This window comes from Kitasatospora sp. NPDC098663 (genome assembly GCF_044760075.1).
GTDB lineage: Bacteria > Actinomycetota > Actinomycetes > Streptomycetales > Streptomycetaceae > Kitasatospora.
On sequence record NZ_JBIWAP010000003.1, the window covers coordinates 239,887 to 259,964 of the forward strand.

Genomic DNA, 20,078 nt, shown 5'->3' on the forward strand with positions numbered 1-20,078 from the left:
ACCCTTGTCGGAAACTCCGGGGCCGACGGCTACTGCGCGAGGTAGCCGCCGTCGACGGGCAGCACCGCGCCGGTGATGAAGGAGGCGTCGTCGGAGGCGAGGAACAGGACGGCCGCCGCGACCTCCGCCGGGGCCCCGAGGCGGCCCATGGGGTGGCGCTTCTCGATCGCGGCGAGGTACTCCGTCCCGCCGGGTTCGTCGTACAGGCGGGCGACGCGGTCGGTGGCGATGGTGCCGGGGGCGACGGCGTTGATCCGGATGCCGCGGTCGGCCCATTCGACGGCGAGGTGCCGGGTGAGGCCGGAGGCGACGAACTTGGCGGGCCCGTAGACCGCCTGGCCGCGCTGGCCGGCCTCGCCGGAGATGGAGGAGACGCAGACGATCGCCCCACCGGGCCACTCCTGGGCGGCCATCGCCTGGATGCCGTACTTGCAGGTGAGGAACATGCCGCGGCCGTCGACGGCCATGACCTGATCCCACTCCTCGGCGGTGGCCTCGGTGACCTCCATGAGCGGGATCACCCCGGCGTTGGCCACCAGGACGTCGAGGCGGCCGTGCCGTTCGACGGCGGCGTCGACCATCCGGCGGGCGTCCTCGTCACTGGCCACGTCGCCGACCACCGTGCTGACGGCGTGCGGGAACCGGTCGGCCAGCCGGCGCAGCCCCTCGACGTCGATGTCGGTGCCGACCACCGACGCGCCCTCGCGCACGAAGCGTTCGGCGACGGCCCGGCCGATGCCGTTGGCCGCGCCCGTCACCACGCAGGACCGCCCGGCCAGGCGGCCCGCCGACCCCCCTGATGTGCTCTCAGTCACCATGCCACCGGACTCTACCGATTCCACGTCAGGAGGCCCGGCGCATCGATCAGTTGATCAATGCGCCGGGCCGGCCGCCGGACATCGACGGCCCCGGCGCTCCTGGCCTCAGACCGTGAGCACGATCTTGCCGCGCAGGTGGCCGTACTCGCTGAGCCGGTGCGCCTCGGCCGCCTCCGCCAACGGCAGCACCTGGTGCAGCGGCAGCCGCAGGGTGCCCTCCTCGTGCAGCGCCAGCACGGCGGCGTAGGCGCGCTGGTGGTAGGGCTCGACGCCCTCCGCCCCACCGCTGAAGCGGACGCCGTACTCGGCGGAGCCGGCGAAGTCGACGATCGTCACCACCCGGTCCGCGGAGCCGGTCAGCTCGATGGAGAGCGGCAGCACCCCGCCCTTGCCCGCCGCGTCCAGCGCCCGGTCCACCCCGCCCGGCGCGGCGGCCCGCACCCGCTCCGCCAGGCCGTCGCCGTAGGCCACCGGGATCGCGCCCAGCTCGCGCAGGTAGCCGTGGTTGGCCTCGCCGGCGGTGCCGACCACGGTGATCCCGCGTGCCCGGGCCAGTTGCAGCAGCAGGGTGCCGACCCCGCCGGCCGCGCCGTGCACCAGCAGCGTCTCGCCGGCCCGCACGCCCAGGACGCCGAGCACCCGCTCGGCGGTCTCGGCCGCCACCGGGATCGCCGCAGCCTCCTCCCAGCTCAGCGAGGCGGGCTTGCGGGCCAGCAGGTCGGCGTCGACGAGCGCCTGCTCGGCGTACGCGCCGCCCATGACGGCGCCGAACACCTCGTCGCCGGGCGCCCACGCGGTCACGTCCGGGCCGACGGCCTCCACCACACCGGCCAGCTCGTAGCCGCCGACGTGCGGGAAGGAGACCGGGAAGGCCGCCACCATCGAGCCGCTGCGCACCTTGTGGTCCAGCGGGTTGACGCCCACCGTGCGGACGGCGACCCGCACCTGGCCGAGGCCCGGGGCGGGCAGCTCGACGTCGGTCGGGCGCAGCACGTCCACGCCGCCGTACTCGGAGAAGGCGATCGCCTTGGTCATGGAATGTCCTTGCGGTTTCGGTGAGTTGTTTCTTCCGACGGCTCCATCCTGGATCGTCCGGGGTGGTCGCCAGGCCCGTCTTTCGGATGGTTCCACCTGTCCGAACGGCCAGGCCGCTGCCGCGGCCCCCGGGCTAGGCTGGCCGGCATGGGCGACGGCATCGGCGCCGACAAGGGCGTGCGCGACGAGACGGGCGAGGACGTGGACGGCAGGGACGGGGGCAGCGCGGACGGGGCCGCGGACAAGCGGTGGCGGCAGCACTGGGGCCGCCCCGAGGAGGCGCTGGCGCGGGCCGTCGAGGTGCTGCGCACCCCCCGGCCGCACCTGATGGACCGGCTCTCCGCGGTGGTTGCCACCCTCGTCCCGCACGTGGCGATCGCCCAGCTCAGCGGCGTCTGCACCTACTCCCCCACGCTCGCCTTCGGCCCGCCCGAGCTGACCGCCGCCGTCAGCGGCCTGGAGCTCGCCAAGCTGGCCGAGACGACCACGGCGGCGACGGCCGACGGCCGGGCCTGGCAGGGCGAGGCGCGGTTGGCCGGGCGGGCGAGGTCCGTCGTGGTGGTCACGGCGTCGGCGGCGGGCGCCACCACCGCGGTGCTGGTGCTGGTCCGGGACGGCGGCGCCGACCCGGTGGCGGCCGGGGCACTCGCCGTCCTCCAGCAGCTGTGGGACTTGGTCACCACCCACTCGCACCACCGCGCCACCGACGCCGGCCCCACCCACGCGGTGGCCTCCCGGGCCTCGGCCAACGCCCGGGCCCGGGCGATCGCCGAGTTCACCGGCTCCCACGGCGCCGCGCTCACCGCGGTCCTCGCGCCGCTGCGCTCCGCCGCGCTGGACGACGCCACCGCGCGCCGCGCCGCCACCGAGCTGGCCGTGACGGCGCTGCTCGACCTGCGCCGGGGCGCCGACCTGGACCGGGCGCTCAGCGAGGAGCCCGCCGACGCCGCGTTCGCCCGGCTCGACCAGCAGTTGCGCCCGCTGCTGCGGCACACCCGGGTGCGGCTGGACGTCGCACCGCCGGCGGAGGCCGGCCGGTCCGTTCCGGCGGACACCGCGCACGCCGCCCGGGACGCCGTCCGGGCGGCCGTCCTCGTGATGCTGGAGCAGGACGCCGTGACCAGGCTGCACGTGAGCTGGCGGTTCAGCGGTGACACGCTGCGGGCCGTGGTCCGGGACGACGGCCCCGGTCTGCTGGCCGCCGACGCGCTGGCCGTCCACCGCACCGCCGACCGGATCGCCGCCCTCGGCGGGCGCTGCGCCATCGAGGCCGTCCCCGGCTGGGGCACCACGGTGAGCGTCGACCTGCCGCTCGTCCTGCCCGAACAACCGCGCACCACCGACCCGTTGGACGGCCTCCAGCCGCGCGAGCTGGAGGTGCTCGACCAGCTGGCCCAGGGTCGGCGCAACCGGGACATCGCCGCGGCGCTGCACATCAGCGAGTCGACGGTGAAGTTCCACGTCGCCAACATCCTGGCCAAGCTCGGCGTCTCCTCGCGCGGCGAGGCGGCGGCCCTGGCCCACCGGGCCGGGATGCCGGGCACCCCGGCCCTGCACGTGGCGTCCTGAGGAGAACGGCGAGATGGCCGAAACCCCCGAAACCCCCGGGCCGACCGGGCCGACCGCGCCCTGGGACCCGACCGCCCCCGGCGTGCTGCGCCTGCCCTCCGGCCGGCTGCTGCGCGGGCGCGGCCTCAGCCGCCCGCTGCCGCCCGGCCCCCACCCCTCCTTCGGGCTCTACCTGCTGGGCCGCCCGCCCAAGCCGTTCCCGTGGGAGGGCCGTTGGGTGCACTGGCCCGACTTCCGGCTCCCCGCCGACCGGGCGGACGCGGCCGACGCCTTCCGCGAGGTCTGGCGGCGGTCGGCGACCGAACGCGTCGAACTCGCCTGCGCCGGCGGCCGCGGCCGCACCGGCACCGCCCTCGCCTGCGTCGCGATCCTGGACGGCGTCCCGGCCGCCGAGGCCGTCGCGTACGTCCGGGAGCACTACGACCGGCATGCCGTGGAGACGCCCTGGCAGCGGCGCTTCGTGGAGCGGTGGGCCTGAACGGCCGTCCCGGGCGGCCAGGAGCAGGCATCCCGGCCCCGGCGGCACGACCGCGCCCGGGTGCGACGGGTTCGAACTGGCGTGTCCGGCGCGCCGGGGGGTGATCGCGCCACGGGAGTGATCCGTTCGGGCTCCGCGCGCCCTACCGGGGGCCACGGGCCGAAGGAATGATGAGCGGACCGCACGTGATCCAGACGACCCCGCACACCTGCCCCCGGCCGGTGGACCTGCGGTGGAAGGAGCCCACGTTGTTGCTGCTCATCTCCCCGGACAGCGTCGAGGAGGCCCTCGACTGTGCGAAGGCGGCGGAGCACCTCGACATCGTCGACGTCAAGAAGCCGGACGAGGGCTCGCTCGGCGCGAACTTCCCGTGGGTCATCAGGGAGATCCGCGAGGCCGTCCCGGCGGACAAGCCGCTCTCCGCCACCGTGGGGGACGTCCCGTACAAGCCCGGCACGGTGGCCCAGGCCGCGCTCGGTGCGGCCGTCTCCGGCGCCACGTACATCAAGGTCGGCCTCTACGGGTGCACGACGCCCGAACAGGCCGTCGACGTCATGCGAGGGGTCGTCCGGGCCGTGAAGGACTACCGGCCGGACGCGTTCGTCGTCGCCTCGGGCTACGCCGACGCCCACCGGATCGGCTGCGTCAACCCGCTCGCGCTGCCCGACATCGCCCGCCGCTCCGGCTCCGACGCGGCCATGCTCGACACCGCGATCAAGGACGGGACCAGGCTGTTCGACCACGTTCCGCCCGAGGTCTGCGCGGAGTTCGTCCGGCTGGCCCACGAAGCCGACCTGCTCGCCGCGCTCGCGGGCAGCGTCAGGGCGGCGGACCTCGGCACGCTGACCCGCATCGGCACCGACATCGTGGGAGTGCGCGGGGCCGTCTGCGAGGGTGGCGACCGTACCGCCGGAAGGATCCGGCCGCAGTTGGTGGCCGACTTCCGGGCGGAGATGGACCGGCACGCCCGGGAGCACGCGGCCGTCGTCACCGCCGCGAGTTGACCGCCGGCATGCCGACGAGCCGGCCCGGCCGCCCGCCCGGGCCCGACGGCGGGTGCTTCGCCGTCGTCGACCCGGCGACGGGCGAGGCCTTCGCCGAGGCCCCCGACCAGCAGCCGGACACGCTGGACGCCGTCGTCGGCCGGGCCCACGAGGCCTGGCGCGGCTGGCGGGCCGACCCCGCCGCCCGCGCCGCCGCGTTGCGCGCGGCAGCCGACGCCGTGGAGGCGGCCGGAGCCGACCTCGCCCCGCTGCTCACCCGGGAACAGGGCAAACCCGTGGCCGAGTCGGCCGCGGAGGTCGCCCGGACGGCGGCCCGGCTGCGCTACTTCGCCGCCCTGGCCCCCGGGCCCCAGCCGATCGCGGACGGCCGTCCGGTGCGCAGCGAGATCCGCTGGCGGCCGCTGGGGCCGGTCGCCGCGATCGTCCCGTGGAACTTCCCGCTCCAGCTCGCGGCGGCGAAGTTCGCTCCCGCGCTCGCCGCGGGCAACACGATGGTGCTCAAGCCCTCCCCGTTCACCCCCCTCGCCACCCGGCTGCTGGGGTCCGTCCTCGCCGCCGCCCTCCCCGAGGGCGTCCTGACGATCGTCACCGGCCGCGAACCCCTCGGCGCCCGGCTCGCCTCCCACCCGGGGATCCGCCACGTGACCTTCACCGGCTCGGTCCCCACCGGACGGGCCGTCGCGGCGGGCGCGGCCGCCTCGCTCGCCCGGGTCACCCTGGAACTGGGCGGCAACGACGCCGCCGTCCTGCTGGACGACGTGGACGTGGACCGGATCGCGGACCGGCTGTTCTGGGCGGCGTTCCGCAACTGCGGGCAGGTCTGCATGGCGGTCAAGCGCGTCTACGCCCCGGCCCGGCTCCACTCCCACGTGGTCGAGGCCCTCGCGGAGCGGGCGAGGAGCGTCGTCGTCGGCGCCGGACTCGACCCGGGCACCCAGCTGGGGCCGGTCAACAACGCCCCCCAGCTGGCCAGGGTCGAGCGCTACACGGACCGGGCCCTGGCGGACGGCGCCCGGGCCGCGGCCGGTGGCCACCGGCTGGACCGGCCGGGCTACTTCTTCGCCCCGACGGTCCTGGCCGACGTCCCCGCCGGCAGTCCGGTGGTGACGGAGGAGCAGTTCGGCCCGGTCCTGCCGGTGCTGCCGTACCGGAGCGTCGACGAGGCCGTCGAGGCGGCCAACGACACCGGCTTCGGGTTGGGCGGCTCGGTGTGGGGGACGGACCTCGACCGGGCCGAGGCGGTGGCCGACCGGCTGGAGTGCGGGACGGCGTGGATCAACCACCACGCCGAACTGTCCCTCGCCCAGCCCTTCGCGGGCATCAAGGAGAGCGGTGTCGGCGTCGCGGGCGGGCCGTGGGGGTTCTACGGGAACCTCAGGCCGTTCGTCGTGCACCGGCCCGAGGAGGCCTGACGATCCGGAGGAGGCGTGACGGTGGCGATGAGGTTCGACGCGGCGGTACTGCGCTCGTACGAGGGCGGGTTCGCCGTCGAGGAGGTGGTCCTGAACGGGGGGCCGGCCGACGGCGAGGTCCTGGTGCGGATCGCGGGCTGCGGGATGTGCCGCACCGACCTCGCGGTCCGGCGTTCGGCGGGCCGCTCGCCGCTGCCGGCGGTGCTCGGGCACGAAGGGGCCGGGGTCGTCGTGGAGACCGGCGGCCCGCACACCGGGCTGAGCGTCGGCGACCACGTCGTGCTGAGCTTCGACTCGTGCGGACACTGCCGGAACTGCCTGGGCGCGGCCCCCGCCTACTGCGACTCCTTCGCCGCGCTCAACCTCTTCGGCGGGCGCGAGGAGGACGCGGCGCGGTTCACCGACGCGGCCGGGGGCGAGCTGGCCCCCCGGTGGTTCGGCCAGTCCTCGTTCGCCGAGTACGCGATGGTCCCGGCGCGCAACGCCGTCCGGGTCGACCGCTCGCTGCCCGTCGACCTGCTCGGGCCGCTCGGCTGCGGCTTCCTGACCGGTGCCGGGGCGGTGTTCAACTCCTTCGGCGCCGGCCCCGGCGACACCGTCGTGGTCCTCGGCGCGGGGGCGGTGGGCCTGGCCGCGGTGATGGCGGCCACGGCCGCCGGGGCGGTGACCGTGGCCGTCGACCGGTACCCCGAACGGCTCGACCTCGCCGAGCGGTTCGGCGCGATCCCGCTGCGCGCCGGACCAGCCGACCACGCCTCCGGGCCCGGCCTTGTCTCCGGACCCGACCTGGCCTCCCGGCCCGGCCTGGCCGAGCGGATCCAGCGGCTGACCGACGGCGGCGCCCAGTACGCGCTGGACACCACGGCCTCCGCCCCGCTGATCAACGAGGCGCTCCGGGCCCTGCGCCCGACCGGCCACCTCGGGCTGGTGGCCCGGCTCCGCACCGCGCTGTCGCTCGATCCGGGGACACTGGACCGGGGCCGGCGGATCTCCCACATCTGCGAGGGGGACGCGGTGCCGGCGCTGCTGATCCCCCGGCTGACCGGGCTGTGGCAGGCCGGGCGGTTCCCCTTCGACCAGCTGATCCGCCGGTACCCGCTCGCCGCCGTCAACGAGGCCGAACGCGACTGCGAAGCGGGCCGGGTGGTCAAACCCGTCCTGGTCCCGGAGCGGAGCGCCCGCTGAACGAGGCGCTCCGCCCTCCCCGCGCCTACACCCGGGGCTTGTGCGCGAACACCCAGCGGTTGCCCTCCAGCGCGTCGTTCGGCTCGGGCAGGGGGCCGCGTCCGTGCTGGTGGGTGAAGTCGAAGGGGGTGTGGACCGAGGTGATCCAGCCCTTGCCGGCCAGGGCGCCCGCGGAGTCGGGCCGCGGCTCTGCGTCGAACAGGTCGAGCAGGTCGATGCCGATCTGGTGCTTCGTCGAGGTGTAGAGCGGGCTCTCGCGGTACTCCAGCAGGCTCTTCTCCAGCTTGACCTCGTACGCCACGGCACTGCCGCCCGCGCTCAACCGGCCGACCGTGTCGATGAGTCGCGCCTCGACACCGCTGGGCAGGTAGAACAGCAACCCCTCCGCCAGCCAGACGCTCGGTACGGCCGCGTCGAAGCCGGCCTCGGCCAGCGCCGCGGCCCAGTCGGCGCACAGATCGGCGACGACCGGTACGCGCGCCGCCTTCGGGGAGGCCGACAGCCCGCCGAGCACCCCGTGCTTGAAGGCCAGCACGCCCTCCCGGTCGACTTCGAAGACCGTGCAGCCGGGAGGCCAGTCGAGCCGGAACGCCCGTGTGTCCAAACCGGCGCCGAGCAGGACCACTTGGCGGGCGCCCGAGTGCGCCGACCGGAGCAGGAAGTCGTCGAGGACCCTCGTCCGCAGACCGAAGTAGCGCGCGAACCGCCCCCACAGCGGGTTCGCGTCCCCGTCCGGCACCTGGTGCATCCGGACCGGCCAGCCCGCGCACGCCGGTGCGGCGAGCACGAAGTGCTCCGCGTAGACGTCCTGCGCCAGGGTGTCGTGCCGGTGGGTCTCGATCGCGCGTGCCGCGGCGACCAGGAGGGCCGTCAGACCGACACCGCCCTCCACCCCCTCCACACCGGTGCTCCGGTGCGCCGTACCGACCATGTGTCCTCCCCTTGAAGCGAGTTGAGAACGCGAACAGCGAGGAATGCGACTGCCTCCTCACTATCCAGCCGCTCCTCGCCCGCCCGGGAGAGGTCCCGCCGGATCCACCCGACCGGGTGAATCCCGCCGTCGCAGCGCCCGGACGCCCCCCGGGTGTGCTGCTCACCGACCGCGCCGGGCCTGTTCGCGCACGTGCTCGGGGTACCAGCGGGTGATCCGGAACACCAGCACCAGCAGGATCACCGGGATGACCCAGGTCAGCCAGTCCTTCGCCGAGCCGGCGTGCGGGGCCGCCAGCCCCAGGAGCGCGGTGACCAGGAAGACCGTGCCCCAGAGCGCGGTCAGCAACCGGTTGGTGCGCTGGAACCGCGGCGTGCCCCAGACCTCCGGCGGCGTCGACTCCCGGGCGTACTGCTCGGTGAACGGGGTGAACGCCAGCGACCCCAGGGCCACCACCGCGAGCACTCCGCTGGACAGCACCTGCGCGTAGGTCTCCAGCCAGATCAGGCTGTGCCGGTCGAGCACCAGGCCCAGCACGCAGAGCACGGCGAAGAAGACCACGCCGACGATGGTGAGCACCTTGGGCGCGTGGTGGCGCGCGTCCGGTACGGCGACGACGAGCGCGGCGACCAGCGCCGTCAGGGCCGCCAGCTTCCAGGTGCTCGGCCCGGCGATGACGTCGAAGACGATCCACGGCACGAACGAGAGGAAGACCGAGCCGGACCGCAGACCGCCCCGGCCCCGGCGTCCCGGCCCCGGACCAGGGGCGGGGCCGGGGGCGGGATCGGCTGCCCGGCCGGATGCCGGGCTGCCGGACGCGGGGTCGGGCGGGGAAGGTCCGAACGTGGGTCGGTGCATGGGAACCTCCGGTTCCATGCTGCGACCGGGCCGGTCCGGCTGCATCCGGGGCCGCCCTCGCCCGCTCGCGCCCCCTCCCCGAGGCGCCGGAGCGCTTCGGGGAGATGCGGGGACGTACGGGGACGTACGGAGCGGGGTCAGGTCTTGCGCAGGGCCGGAGCCGGAGCGCCGATGAGGAGCCGGCGGACGGCGTCCCAGGCGGTGCGCTGGGCGGCGGCGCAGGCGCGGGTGTCGGAGCCGAGCAGGCGGAGCCAGGCGCCGCTGTCGTGCGGAAGGACGCTGACGCCGTGGAGCAGGCCGCTGCCGGCCAGGGCCTCGTACAGGGTGTCGGCGACCTGCGCGGCGGGGGCGAGCGGCGTGACGACGTAGAGGCTGGCCATCACGTCGTGGCCGGCCAGGACCGCCGGGCCGGTCACGCCGGACTCCGGCGGCTCCAGCCGGACGGTGTCGAGGGCGATCAACTGGCCGTCGGGGCGCCGCACTTCGAGGTCGGAGGCGAACACCTGGTAGGCGTTGCGCTCGCCCCGGGCGAGGCGGCCGGCGAGGACGGTCTCGCCGGCCAGCACGGTGGCGGTGGGGTCGACGGTGAGGACGGTGCGCTGGTAGAGCCGGGAGTCGACGAAGGGGATGACGGGCTCGGGCAGGTACTCGACGTAGGCGCGGGGGCCGGCGTCCAGGTTGACCAGCTGCGTCGCGTAGTCGAACTCCATCCGGTAGACCTTGGTGGCCGCCTGGGTGGTGAGGTGGGTCGCGGTGTCGGCGCCGCAGCGCAGGTCGGTGCGGAGCCGGTCGGCCTGGAGGATGCCGCCGCCGGTGGACATCAGGAAGGTGACGGCGAGGTCCGGGCGGGCCGGGTCGAAGTAGAGCGGGCGCATGATCTGCAGCGGCGACTTCTGGTAGTGGCCGGTGAGTTCGGTGCGTTCGCCGATCCGCTCGAAGGCCAGCTCCAGCAGGCCGACCTTGCCGGGGCGCCCGACACCCAGGGTGTCGGGCGTCCCGGCGTACCGGCGGACGGCGTACGGGACGCGGGCCGGCTCGTAGTGCCGCGGATCGAGCCGGGGCACGGCGGCCTGTCCCGCGGCCGCTTCCCCCGCGGCCACCGTGACGGTCATGCCGGGACCTTGCGGAAGGTCTCCAGGAAGGTGGCGATCTCGTCCAGCCCGTGCCCGGTGAGGCAGTTGGTGAGCACGACCGGCCCGCCCTCGCGGACGCGGTGGGCGTCGGACTCCATGATGCCGAGGTCCGCGCGGACGTACTGGGCGATGTCGATCTTGTTGATGACCAGCAGGTCCGACTCGGTGATGCCCGGGCCGCGCTTGCGGGGCATCTTCTCGCCCTCGGCGGTGTCCAGGACGAAGAGGAAGAGGTCCACCAGGACGGGGCTGAAGGTCAGCGTGAGGTTGTCGCCGCCGGACTCGAACAGCAGGGTGTCGACGTCGGGGAAGCGCTCCAACATCTCGGCGCCGGCCGCGAGGTTCATCGTCGGGTCGTCCCGGACGGCGGTGTGCGGGCAGGCGCCGGTCTCGACGCCGACGACCCGCTCGGGGTCGAGGACGCCGGCCAGGGTGCGACGCACGTGCTGCGCGTCCTCCTGGGTGTAGATGTCGTTGGTGATGACCGCCGGGCGGTGGCCGTTGGCGATCAGCACCGGGACGAGGGCCTCGATGAGCGCCGTCTTGCCGGAGCCGACCGGCCCGCCGATGCCCACGCGGAGCACGTTCTCGGTCATTGCTGTCTCCTTCTGATGCGGTGTGACGTTGGTTCCGCGTCCGGGAGGAACGGGAGCTGCGGCACTCCGGTGCCCGCCCGCACCTCCCGGACGCGGTTCAGCTGGCGAACAGCCGGGCCTCGGCCCGTTCGTGCCGTCCGGACATCGCGTCCGCGACCGGCACGCACCCACCCAGGTCGTCCAACTCGCGGGTGAGGGCGGCCCGTACGGTCTCCTCGATCACCGGCGCCGCGGCCCGCAGCACCACCTGCGCCTTGCGGTGGTCGGTCAGCCGCAGTCGCAGGGCGGCGCCGACGAAGCTGGTGCAGAAGGCGAACAGGTCGCTGGCGACGGCCTGGTCGACGGGCACGGCGGCGGAGGCGTAGGCGACTCCGGCGGCCACCGGCTGGGAGCCGGGTGCCTGCTTGGCGGCGACCAGTTCGGCGTACCGGTCCAGCGGCTCGCCGCCGATCGACTCCCTTGCGATGTCCAGGAGTTGGCGCCCGGTCCGGGTGGAGGCCAGGCGCAGCTCGCGGTTGAGCTTGGTGGCGTGCAGCCGCTGGTCCACCTCGACCAGCAGGTCCCAGTCGCCGGCCTGGGCGGCGCCGTGGGCCAGGGCGAGCGCGGTGGCGTCGCCCGGGCCGACCGAGTGCCGCAGCAGGTCGGTGAGCAGCTCGGGCATGGTGTCCGAGCTGACGGCCTTGGCCTGCGCGTAGCCCTCCAGGCCGTGCGAGAGGGTGTAGAAGCCGCTGGGGAAGGCGGAGTCGGTCAGCTGGAGGCTGACCAGCAGGGCGTCGAGGCCTCCCCCGGCCCCGGAGGAGCCGGGTCCTGCACCTGGTCCGGGAGAGCCGCTCACGCGAGGTAGAACAGGTGGTTGAGCGGGAGTTCGCGCGCGGGCTCGATGGTGGCCGGCTCGCCGTCCAGGGTGACCTTGTAGGTCTCCGGGTCGACGGCGATCTTCGGCAGCGCGTCGTTGCGGACCATGTGCTGCTTGCCGACCGAACGGCAGCGCCGCACGGGCAGGACCCTGCTGTCCAGCCCGAGTCGGGCCGGGACGCCGAGGTCGATGGCGGCCTGCGACATGAAGGAGACCCGGGTGGCCTGCTTGGCCCGGCCGAGCGCGCCGTACATCGGGCGGTAGTAGACCGGCTGCGGGGTGGGCAGCGAGGCGTTCGGGTCGCCCATCAGCGCCCAGTTGATGACGCCGCCCTTGATGACCATCTTGGGCTTGGCGCCGAAGGAGTTGATCGGCCAGAGCACGATGTCGGCGAGCTTGCCGCTCTCCAGCGAGCCGATGTGGTCGGCGGTGCCGGAGGCGATGGCCGGGTTGATGGTGAGCTTGGCGAGGTAGCGCAGGACGCGGAAGTTGTCGTTGCGCTCGGTGTCGCCGTCGAGCTTGCCGCGCTGGTCCTTGCAGTGGTGGGCGGTCTGGAAGGCGCGGGTGAAGGACTCCCCGATCCGGCCCATCGCCTGCGAGTCCGAGGAGAAGATCGAGATGACGCCCTCGTCGTGCAGGACGGTCTCGGCGGCGATCGTCTCGGCGCGGACCCGGGAGTCGGCGAAGGAGACGTCCTCGGGGATGTCGTGGCTGAGGTGGTGACAGACCATCACCATGTCCAGCAGCTCGTCGACCGAGTTGACGGTGTAGGGCAGCGTGGGGTTGGTGGAGGACGGCAGGACGTTGGGCTCGCCGGCGATCCGCATGATGTCGGGGGCGTGGCCGCCGCCCGCGCCCTCGGTGTGGAAGGTGTGGATGGTGCGGCCGTCGATGGCGGAGAGGGTGTCCTCGAAGAAGCCGCCCTCGTTGAGGGTGTCCGTGTGGATGGCCACCTGGACGTCGTACTCGTCGGCGACGCCGAGCGCGCTGTCGATGGCGGCGGGGGTGCTGCCCCAGTCCTCGTGCACCTTGAGGCCGCAGACGCCGGCCTCGACCTGCTCGCGCAGGGCGCCGGGCAGCGAGCCGTTGCCCTTGCCGAGGAGTCCGACGTTGACCGGGAGGTCCTCGACCGCCTGGTACATCCGGTGGATGTTCCACGGGCCGGGGGTGCAGGTGGTGCCGTTGGTGCCGTCGGAGGGGCCGGTGCCGCCGCCGATGAGGGTGGTGATGCCGTTGCTCAGCGCCTCCTGCACCTGCTGCGGGGCGATGAAGTGGATGTGGGTGTCGATGCCGCCGGCGGTGGCGATCAGGTGCTCGCCGGAGATCACCTCGGTGCCGGGGCCGATGACCAGCTGGGGGTGCACGCCGCTCTGGGTGTGCGGGTTGCCGGCCTTGCCGACGGCGGTGATGAAGCCGTCCTTGACGCCGATGTCGCCCTTGACCACGCCGAGGACGGCGTCCATCACGACGACGTTGGTGATCACCAGGTCCAGCGCGCCCTGGGCGGAGGTGGCGGCCGGGTCCTGGGCCATGCCGTCGCGGATGCCCTTGCCGCCGCCGTAGACGGCCTCGTCGCCGTAGTGGCCCTGGTTGAAGTCCTTCTCGATCTCGACGACGAGGTTGGTGTCGGCGAGGTGGAAGCGGTCGCCGACGGTGGGCCCGAAGAGATCGGTGTACTGCTTGCGGGACAGCGTGGCCATCAGCGGTCGCCTTCCTTGTGGTCGAGGTTGGTGCCCTTGAACCCGAGGGCGATCGCCCGGTCGATCGCCCGGGCGCGGGTGTCGGCCGACCTGATGCCGCCGTCGACGAGGTTGCTGAAGCCGATCAGGCGGCCGTGGCCGCCGAACTCGGCGAGCGTGACGTCCTTGGTGTCGCCCGGCTCGAAGCGGACGGCGGTGCCGGCCGGGATGTCCAGGTGTTTGCCGTAGGCGGCGTTGCGGTCGAAGTCGAGGGCGCGGTTGACCTCGAAGAAGTGGTAGTGCGAGCCGACCTGGATCGCCCGGTCGCCGGTGTTGCTGACCGTGATGGTGACCTGGGCGCGACCGGCGTTGATCTCCACCGGGTCGTCGCCGTACAGGTACGTGGCGCCACCAGACATGGCGGGCCCTTCCTCTCTGTCGGTTCGGTTCTTTCGGTTCAGTGGTGTGCGTGGCCGTGGGTGTGTCCGTCGGCGGCACCGTGCCCGTGGCCGTGCCCGTGCGAGTGCCCGTGGCCGTGCGAGTGCGAGTGATCCCCGCCGGGGCCGTGGCTGTGCGCGTAGCCATGCCCGTGCTCGGCGTCGAGGCCGGCCAGGATGCCGTCCTCGCCGTGGCCGAGCAGGTGCAGGGCCGCCGCGGTGCGGGCCGCGACGACGCCGGCGATCGCGGACGGCCGCAGCAGCGGCCCGCCGTCCCGCACCCCGGGCAGGTCGGTGCGCAGTGCCGGTCCGAACGAGGCCGGTACGGCCGTCACTTCGCGGGCGCCGAGCAGCCGGCAGCGTTCGGCGCCCTCGGCGAGGTCGGGGTCGCCGCCCGCGAAGGCCACCTCGACCCAGCGGTGGTGGCCGTACTGGCGGACCAGCCGGGCGATCCGGAACAGGTCCGCGTCCTCGAACGGGCCGGCCGCCGGGGCGGTGACCAGCACGGCGCCGTCGGGCCCGGGGGCGGCGGAGGCCGCGGCCCGCAGCCAGCCGACGAGGTGGTCCTTGCCGCCGAACGCCCCGGTCAGGGCGAGCCGTCCGCGCCCCTCCCCGGCTGCCAGCCAGCGCAGCGCCCGGGCGGTGTCGGCCACCAGCTTCGGGTCGCGGCCCAGCGTCATCGGGACGACGCACACCGGGCCGTCGGTGGCGGCCAGCGCCGAGCGGACGGCCTCGCCGAGCGCCCGGCCGGCGGCGGCCGCGGCGTGGACGGCGGGCTCGCGCTCCACCAGGGCGGCCAGGTCCCGGCCGCCGTCGCTCTCGTGCCCGCCGACCAGCACCACCGTGGCGGCGGGCGCCGGGGCCGAGGTCGGGGCCGGAGTCGGACCGGCCGCCGTTTCCGCCTGACGTACGGTCATGGCTCAGGCACCCACCGGGTCGTGGCAGGAGACCAGCTTGGTGCCGTCCAGGAACGCGGCCTCGACCTGGAGCAGCGGCAGCATCTCGCGGACGCCGGGCATGACGTCCTCGCCGCTGACGACCTGCTTGCCGATCTCCATGCACTCGGCGACGGTGCGCCCGTCCCGGGCGCCCTCCATGATCGCCTCGCTGATCAGCGCGCAGGCCTCGCTGTAGTTCAGTTTCACACCGCGGTCGCGGCGCTTGCGGGCCAGATCGGCCACGACGTAGATGTACAGCTTGTCCATCTCACGCGGGGCGAGATTCACGGGAATCACTCTTCCTTTCCGAGGGAACTCCGCAGGAACTCCGAATGAACACGCCTGTCACGAACGGGAATTCGGGCCACCGAAACCCGGTCAGACTCTGCGTAGCCGGGGAATGGCCGGCACCGCCGCCAGGAACAGCATGGTGGTCAGGACGAACGGCCAGGTGAAGGCGTGGCCGCCGAACGGCGCGGTGGCGGCGGCCAGCGCCGGGGTCAGGACGGTGGCGGCGGCCGCGCCGAGGACGGCGTAGGCCGCGCTCCACCCGCCGGGGGCGACGAACACGCCGCACAGCGCCATCGCGACGAGCACCCCGCTGTACCCGAGCAGCCCCTGGCCGACGGCGTCGGCGGGCGCGCCGAGCGCCCAGGCGGTGAGCAGCCCGGTCGCGCTGCCCGCGCAGGCCAGCAGGCCGGCCGGGCGGCTGGCCGCGAAGATGCCGGCCAGGAACAGCAGGCCGACGTACCACTGGGGCATGAAGAAGATCTGGCCGATGTTGGCGAAGAACCCGTGCCACAGCTGGTCCCAGGTCAGCCCGGTCGGGCCGGCGGCCGGCCCGGCCAGGGCCGTCGGGGCGCCGGTGCCGTGCCACAGGTGGCGGAAGCCGGGCGCCGCGGCCGTCGTCGCGGTGGCGACCAGGCAGAACGGCGCGGTGAGCGCGGGCAGTTTCCAGGTGTCGAGCACCGCGCCGAGGCCCGCGGTGACCACCACGGCGACGACGGTGCCGAGGACGGCCGCCGCGACGGTGGCGGGGTGGTCGGGGCCGAGGAAGACCGCGCACCCCAGCGCCACCAGGCAGCCGTTGTAACCGTGCAACCCGGCCTCGACGGCGTCGCGCGCCAGCCGCAGGCCGTACGCGACGGCGGTGCCGACGGCGCTGCCGAGCAGGCCGTAGACGCCGTAGCGCCAGCCGGCCGCGAAGAGTGCGGCCACGAAGAACAGGCCGCAGACGGCGGACGGCATGAAGTCCACCTGCGCGACGCCGCGCAGGACTTCGACGGCTAACTTGAGGGATATCGGGCGGGCGGCCTCCGCGGCCCCCGGCTCACCCTTTTTCTGACCCATACGTCGCACCAATTCCCGGTACGTCTTTCCACGGCATGGCGAATAGTCCCGCAAGGCTGCTCGACTTTACTCGCGAGCACGCCCGGCGATTCCTCCGGAACCGTACTCCTGCGGAATGCCGGTCGGCGCGGACACGACCGGTTACACCCGTATGGCGAAGGGTGATCATCATGCCTCTGAGCTGCAACAATATGTTGATTGCGCAGGTCAACCGCCCCCCTACGGAGAGCTATTCTTTGCGAAGTTTTACTTGCCGCAGACGAAAATGAGAAGGTGGTCATGTCAAGGAATTCGACACGAAGCCACCCCGGTCAGGCAATTCGGACATCCGGCGCCACGAAAAGGCGGCGCAGCACCGCGGGAATGTGGCGGAAATGTGTATGTGCCGCGTCGGAAAGCGGCCGGGCCGCCGGGACGTGAGCCTGTGCGTACGAGGCCGGCCGCCGGGCCCCGGCCGCGCGGGAGGGGCCACCGGCCGCCCGCGGTCGGTGGTCGGCGGCGGCCCCCGGGATGCCTGCGGGCTATCGGCGGCGGAACGGTCGGACTATCGTTAGTTAGCGAAAGCTATCGAAGTACTCTCCGACTGGCGGCCCCCGGCCTGCCACTCACCTGGGGGCAGCGGTGGCGACGAAGATCCCGAACAACGGCAGGGGCAGGCGCGCCCACACGGTCCACGGGGCCGTGGCGGCGGACCATCCGCGGTACAAGTGGGTCGCCCTCTCCAACACCACGCTCGGCACCCTGATCGCCACCATCAACGCCTCGATCGTCCTGATCTCCCTCCCCGCGATCTTCAACGGCATCGGCCTGGACCCGCTCCAACCCGGCAACGTCAGCTACCTGTTGTGGATGCTGATGGGCTACATGCTGGTCACCGCCGTCCTGGTGGTCACCCTCGGCAGACTGGGCGACATCCACGGCCGGGTGCGGATCTACAACGCCGGCTTCCTGATCTTCACCCTCACCTCGGTGGCCCTCTCGCTCGACCCGCTGCACGGCGGGCCGGGCGCGCTGTGGTTGATCGGCTGGCGGGTGGTGCAGGCGATCGGCGGCTCGATGCTGATGGCCAACTCGGCCGCGATCATCACCGACGCGTTCCCCGCCCACCGGCGCGGCATGGCGCTGGGGGTGAACATCGTCGCGGGCATCGCCGGCTCCTTCATCGGCCTGGTGCTGGGCGGGCTGCTGGCCGAGTGGAACTGGCGGTCGATCTTCTGGGTCAACGTGCCGATCGGCATCCTCGGCACGGTCTGGGCCTACCGGTCGCTGCGCGAGACCGGCGTACGGCGGCCCGCCCGGATCGACTGGTGGGGCAACGTCACCTTCGCCGTCGGCCTGACCGCCCTGCTCGCCGCGATCACCTACGGCATCCAGCCCTACGGCGGCCACACCATGGGCTGGACCAGCCCCTGGGTGCTGGGCGGGCTGGTCGGCGGCGTGGCGCTGCTCATCGCCTTCTGCGTGGTCGAGTCCAGGGTCGCCGAGCCGATGTTCCCACTGGCGCTGTTCCGCGACCCGGTCTTCGCCGGCGGCAACGCGGCCACCCTGCTGGGCTCGATCGCCCGCGGCGGCCTCCAGTTCATGCTGATCATCTGGCTCCAGGGCATCTGGCTGCCGCTGCACGGCTACGACTACGCCGACACCCCGCTGTGGGCGGGCATCTACCTCGTCCCGCTGACCGTCGGCTTCCTGGCCGCCGGGCCGGTCTCGGGCTACCTCTCCGACCGGGCCGGGGCCCGGCTGTTCGCCTCCGGCGGGCTGGTGGTGATGGCCCTGTCCTTCGCCGGACTGCTGCTCCTGCCCACCGACTTCGGCTACCCGTGGTTCGCCGTCCTGGTGTTCCTCAACGGCCTGGGCGGCGGGCTGTTCGCGGCCCCCAACACCTCGCTGATCATGTCGAGCGTGCCCGCCGAGGCCCGCGGCGCCGCCTCCGGCATGCGGGCCACCTTCCAGAACGCCGGCATGGTGCTCTCGATCGGCGTCTTCTTCTCGCTGATGGTGGCCGGCCTGGCCGGCTCGCTGCCGCACACCCTCACCGCCGGACTGACGGCGCAGGGCGTGCCCGCCGCCGACGCGCACACCATCGCCTCGCTGCCACCGGTCGGCACGCTCTTCGCCGCGTTCCTCGGGTACAACCCGATCCAGCAACTGCTGGGCCCGCACGTGCTCGGCATGCTCCCGGCGGCCGACGCCCGGACACTGACCGGCCGGGAGTTCTTCCCGCAACTGATCTCGGGCCCCTTCCACGACGGCCTGGTCGTGGTGTTCTGGCTGGCGATCGCCATGTCACTGGTCGCCGCGGCGGCCTCGCTGGTGCGCGGGCGGACCGGGCCGCGCCGCCCCCGGCCGGGCGAGGCCGGGACCGCCGAACGGCCCGGTGCGAGCCGGCCCGCAGCGCACGGGAAGGCCCGCAGGCCATGACCGGGCGCGATGCCGCGACCGACGCCGACTCCGTGAACGACCCCGACGCCGAGGCCGGGAGCCGCGGCGCGGCCGGGGCCGGTCTCTCCGCCGAGGCCCTCGTCCGGCTGCGCCTGGCGATCGGCCGGCTCAACCGGCAGATGGCCCGCGCCTCCGGCGGCCAGGACCTCACCGTCGCCCAACTCTCCGCCCTGGCCCGGGTGGAGGTGCACGGCCCGCTGCGGCTCGGCGAACTCGCCGCGCGGGAGGGGGTGGCCGTGCCGTCCGTGCTCCGTACGATCGCCCCGCTGACCGCCGAGGGCCTGATCGCCAAGACCCCCGACCCGCTGGACGGCCGCTCCCAGTTGCTCGAACTCACTCCGGCCGGCCTGGCGGCGATCACCCGGATCCGCCGGGAGCGCTCCGCCCTGCTGGCCCGCCGCAGCACGCGGCTCTCCCCGCAGCAGTGCCGTCAACTGGAGGAAGCCGTACCACTGTTGGAGCTGCTGCTGGACGATCCCGACGCGGCCTGCCCCGGCCCGCCCTGACCCTACCCGCCCCTCCCCTGCCGGCGCGGCTCCGCCGACCGAGGCAGCGCCCCTCGGGGCGCCTACGCCGTCTCGCGGAGGAATCCGGTGAGCAGCTCGAAGGTCTCCTCGGGGCGCTCCAGGCCGGGGAAGTGCCCGGCCCAGGGCAGTTCGAGCCGGCGGGCGCCGGGGATCCGCGCCGCCACGGAGTCGGCGATCCGCCGGAAGTCGTCCAGGTCGTGGCCGCCGGTCACGACCAGGCAGGGCGCCGCGATCCGGGAGAGGTCCGCCTCGTCGTCGGTGGGGCCGATCCCGGCGTCCGCCTGCACCTCGAAGGCGCGCCGCTGCATCCGGCGGACGAGTTCGCGGGCCTCGTCGCCCGCCTCCGGGCCCAGCCAGCTCTCGACGTTGAGCTCGACGGCGCCCTCGACGTCCCCGGTCGCGAGGAGTTCCCGCTCCCGCGCGGCGAAGGCCATCAGGGCGTCACCGGCGACGTGCCCGGACGCCCCGGAGCAGAGCAGGACCAGCGCGGTGACGGCCCCGGGGCGCAGCGCCGCCACGTCCATGGCGATCTTCCCCCCGTACGAGGCGCCGATCAGCGCGGCGCTCTCGACGCCCAGGTGGTCGAGGAGCGCCAGCACGTCCTGCGCGTCGCTGTACGGGGCGTCGGCCGGAGGCGTGTCGCCGAAGCCCCGGAAGTCGCCCCGGATCACCCGGTAGCCCGCGTCGACCAGCCCCTGCCACTGCGGGTCCCACATCCTCCGGTCGCACACGGACGAGTGCAGCAGCACCAGGGTGGGGCGGTTCCCCGGCAGGTCATGAGATACGTCATGGGAGAGGATCATCCGCGGATCGTATCGACGCCCCTGGGG

Annotated in this window: 20 protein-coding genes; 7 read left to right on the plus strand and 13 right to left on the minus strand. The window is 74.0% G+C overall.

Annotated features, from left to right (window positions below):
- Positions 1–29: 29 nt before the first annotated feature.
- Positions 30–818 carry an SDR family NAD(P)-dependent oxidoreductase gene (locus ACIQVZ_RS04735; RefSeq protein ID WP_402447240.1) on the minus strand — a complete coding sequence of 263 codons (789 nt, stop codon included), beginning with the start codon at positions 816–818 and terminating at the stop codon, positions 30–32.
- Positions 819–923: 105 nt separating this feature from the next.
- Entirely contained in the window at positions 924–1,853 is a 930-nt protein-coding gene (locus tag ACIQVZ_RS04740) for an NADP-dependent oxidoreductase (RefSeq protein WP_402447242.1), read from the minus strand.
- A gap of 147 nt (positions 1,854–2,000) precedes the next feature.
- Between ACIQVZ_RS04740 and ACIQVZ_RS04745 the strand changes: the two genes are divergently transcribed.
- The 5 genes from ACIQVZ_RS04745 (at position 2,001) to ACIQVZ_RS04765 (ending at position 7,501) form a co-directional block, all read left to right on the plus strand.
- Entirely contained in the window at positions 2,001–3,422 is a 1,422-nt protein-coding gene (locus tag ACIQVZ_RS04745; protein WP_402447243.1) for a LuxR C-terminal-related transcriptional regulator, read from the plus strand.
- A gap of 13 nt (positions 3,423–3,435) precedes the next feature.
- Positions 3,436–3,900, plus strand: a complete 465-nt coding sequence (locus tag ACIQVZ_RS04750; protein ID WP_402447245.1) for a protein-tyrosine phosphatase family protein — start codon at positions 3,436–3,438, stop codon at positions 3,898–3,900.
- Between the two features lie 248 nt (positions 3,901–4,148).
- The gene (locus tag ACIQVZ_RS04755) at positions 4,149–4,904 is read left to right on the plus strand and encodes a (5-formylfuran-3-yl)methyl phosphate synthase (RefSeq protein WP_402447379.1); all 756 of its coding nucleotides are present in this window, start codon (positions 4,149–4,151) and stop codon (positions 4,902–4,904) included.
- 8 nt (positions 4,905–4,912) lie between these two features.
- Entirely contained in the window at positions 4,913–6,316 is a 1,404-nt protein-coding gene (locus ACIQVZ_RS04760; RefSeq protein ID WP_402447247.1) for an aldehyde dehydrogenase family protein, read from the plus strand.
- Positions 6,317–6,343: 27 nt separating this feature from the next.
- Complete coding sequence (locus ACIQVZ_RS04765; RefSeq protein ID WP_350887037.1) at positions 6,344–7,501, plus strand: NAD(P)-dependent alcohol dehydrogenase; 1,158 nt, start codon at positions 6,344–6,346, stop codon at positions 7,499–7,501.
- A 25-nt stretch (positions 7,502–7,526) separates the two neighbouring features.
- Here ACIQVZ_RS04765 and ACIQVZ_RS04770 read toward each other — a convergent pair whose 3' ends face one another.
- The 10 genes from ACIQVZ_RS04770 to ACIQVZ_RS04815 form a co-directional block, all read right to left on the minus strand.
- Positions 7,527–8,432, minus strand: coding sequence for an SAM-dependent methyltransferase (locus tag ACIQVZ_RS04770; RefSeq protein ID WP_402447249.1), 906 nt, complete (start codon positions 8,430–8,432; stop codon positions 7,527–7,529).
- Positions 8,433–8,594: 162 nt separating this feature from the next.
- Positions 8,595–9,131 (minus strand): hypothetical protein, encoded by a 537-nt coding sequence (locus tag ACIQVZ_RS04775; protein WP_402447250.1) that lies wholly within the window; start codon positions 9,129–9,131, stop codon positions 8,595–8,597.
- A 296-nt stretch (positions 9,132–9,427) separates the two neighbouring features.
- A complete protein-coding gene (locus tag ACIQVZ_RS04780) occupies positions 9,428–10,402 on the minus strand; it encodes an urease accessory protein UreD (protein WP_402447251.1) in 975 nt (324 codons plus the stop codon).
- Positions 10,399–11,019: an urease accessory protein UreG gene (gene ureG, locus ACIQVZ_RS04785; protein ID WP_063349828.1), complete on the minus strand. Its 621-nt coding sequence runs from the start codon at positions 11,017–11,019 to the stop codon at positions 10,399–10,401. Before ureG ends, ACIQVZ_RS04780 begins: the two co-directional genes overlap by 4 nt.
- Positions 11,020–11,116: 97 nt before the next feature.
- Positions 11,117–11,854, minus strand: coding sequence for an urease accessory protein UreF (locus ACIQVZ_RS04790; RefSeq protein ID WP_402447253.1), 738 nt, complete (start codon positions 11,852–11,854; stop codon positions 11,117–11,119).
- The gene (gene ureC / locus ACIQVZ_RS04795; protein WP_350886999.1) at positions 11,851–13,575 is read right to left on the minus strand and encodes an urease subunit alpha; all 1,725 of its coding nucleotides are present in this window, start codon (positions 13,573–13,575) and stop codon (positions 11,851–11,853) included. The genes ACIQVZ_RS04790 and ureC overlap by 4 nt, the downstream gene beginning before the upstream one ends.
- Complete coding sequence (locus ACIQVZ_RS04800; RefSeq protein ID WP_350887002.1) at positions 13,575–13,973, minus strand: urease subunit beta; 399 nt, start codon at positions 13,971–13,973, stop codon at positions 13,575–13,577. The genes ureC and ACIQVZ_RS04800 overlap by 1 nt, the downstream gene beginning before the upstream one ends.
- 38 nt (positions 13,974–14,011) lie before the next feature.
- Positions 14,012–14,908 carry a sirohydrochlorin chelatase gene (locus tag ACIQVZ_RS04805; RefSeq protein ID WP_402447256.1) on the minus strand — a complete coding sequence of 299 codons (897 nt, stop codon included), beginning with the start codon at positions 14,906–14,908 and terminating at the stop codon, positions 14,012–14,014.
- A 3-nt stretch (positions 14,909–14,911) separates the two neighbouring features.
- Positions 14,912–15,217 (minus strand): urease subunit gamma, encoded by a 306-nt coding sequence (locus ACIQVZ_RS04810; protein WP_063349823.1) that lies wholly within the window; start codon positions 15,215–15,217, stop codon positions 14,912–14,914.
- Between the two features lie 90 nt (positions 15,218–15,307).
- Complete coding sequence (locus tag ACIQVZ_RS04815; protein WP_402447257.1) at positions 15,308–16,279, minus strand: urea transporter; 972 nt, start codon at positions 16,277–16,279, stop codon at positions 15,308–15,310.
- Between the two features lie 681 nt (positions 16,280–16,960).
- On the opposite strand from ACIQVZ_RS04815, the gene ACIQVZ_RS04820 reads away from it, so the two are divergent.
- Complete coding sequence (locus tag ACIQVZ_RS04820) at positions 16,961–18,700, plus strand: MFS transporter (RefSeq protein ID WP_402447258.1); 1,740 nt, start codon at positions 16,961–16,963, stop codon at positions 18,698–18,700.
- Positions 18,697–19,227: a MarR family winged helix-turn-helix transcriptional regulator gene (locus ACIQVZ_RS04825; protein ID WP_402447259.1), complete on the plus strand. Its 531-nt coding sequence runs from the start codon at positions 18,697–18,699 to the stop codon at positions 19,225–19,227. The genes ACIQVZ_RS04820 and ACIQVZ_RS04825 overlap by 4 nt, the downstream gene beginning before the upstream one ends.
- A gap of 62 nt (positions 19,228–19,289) precedes the next feature.
- Here ACIQVZ_RS04825 and ACIQVZ_RS04830 read toward each other — a convergent pair whose 3' ends face one another.
- A complete protein-coding gene (locus ACIQVZ_RS04830; RefSeq protein WP_350887013.1) occupies positions 19,290–20,051 on the minus strand; it encodes an alpha/beta fold hydrolase in 762 nt (253 codons plus the stop codon).
- Positions 20,052–20,078: the final 27 nt, after the last annotated feature.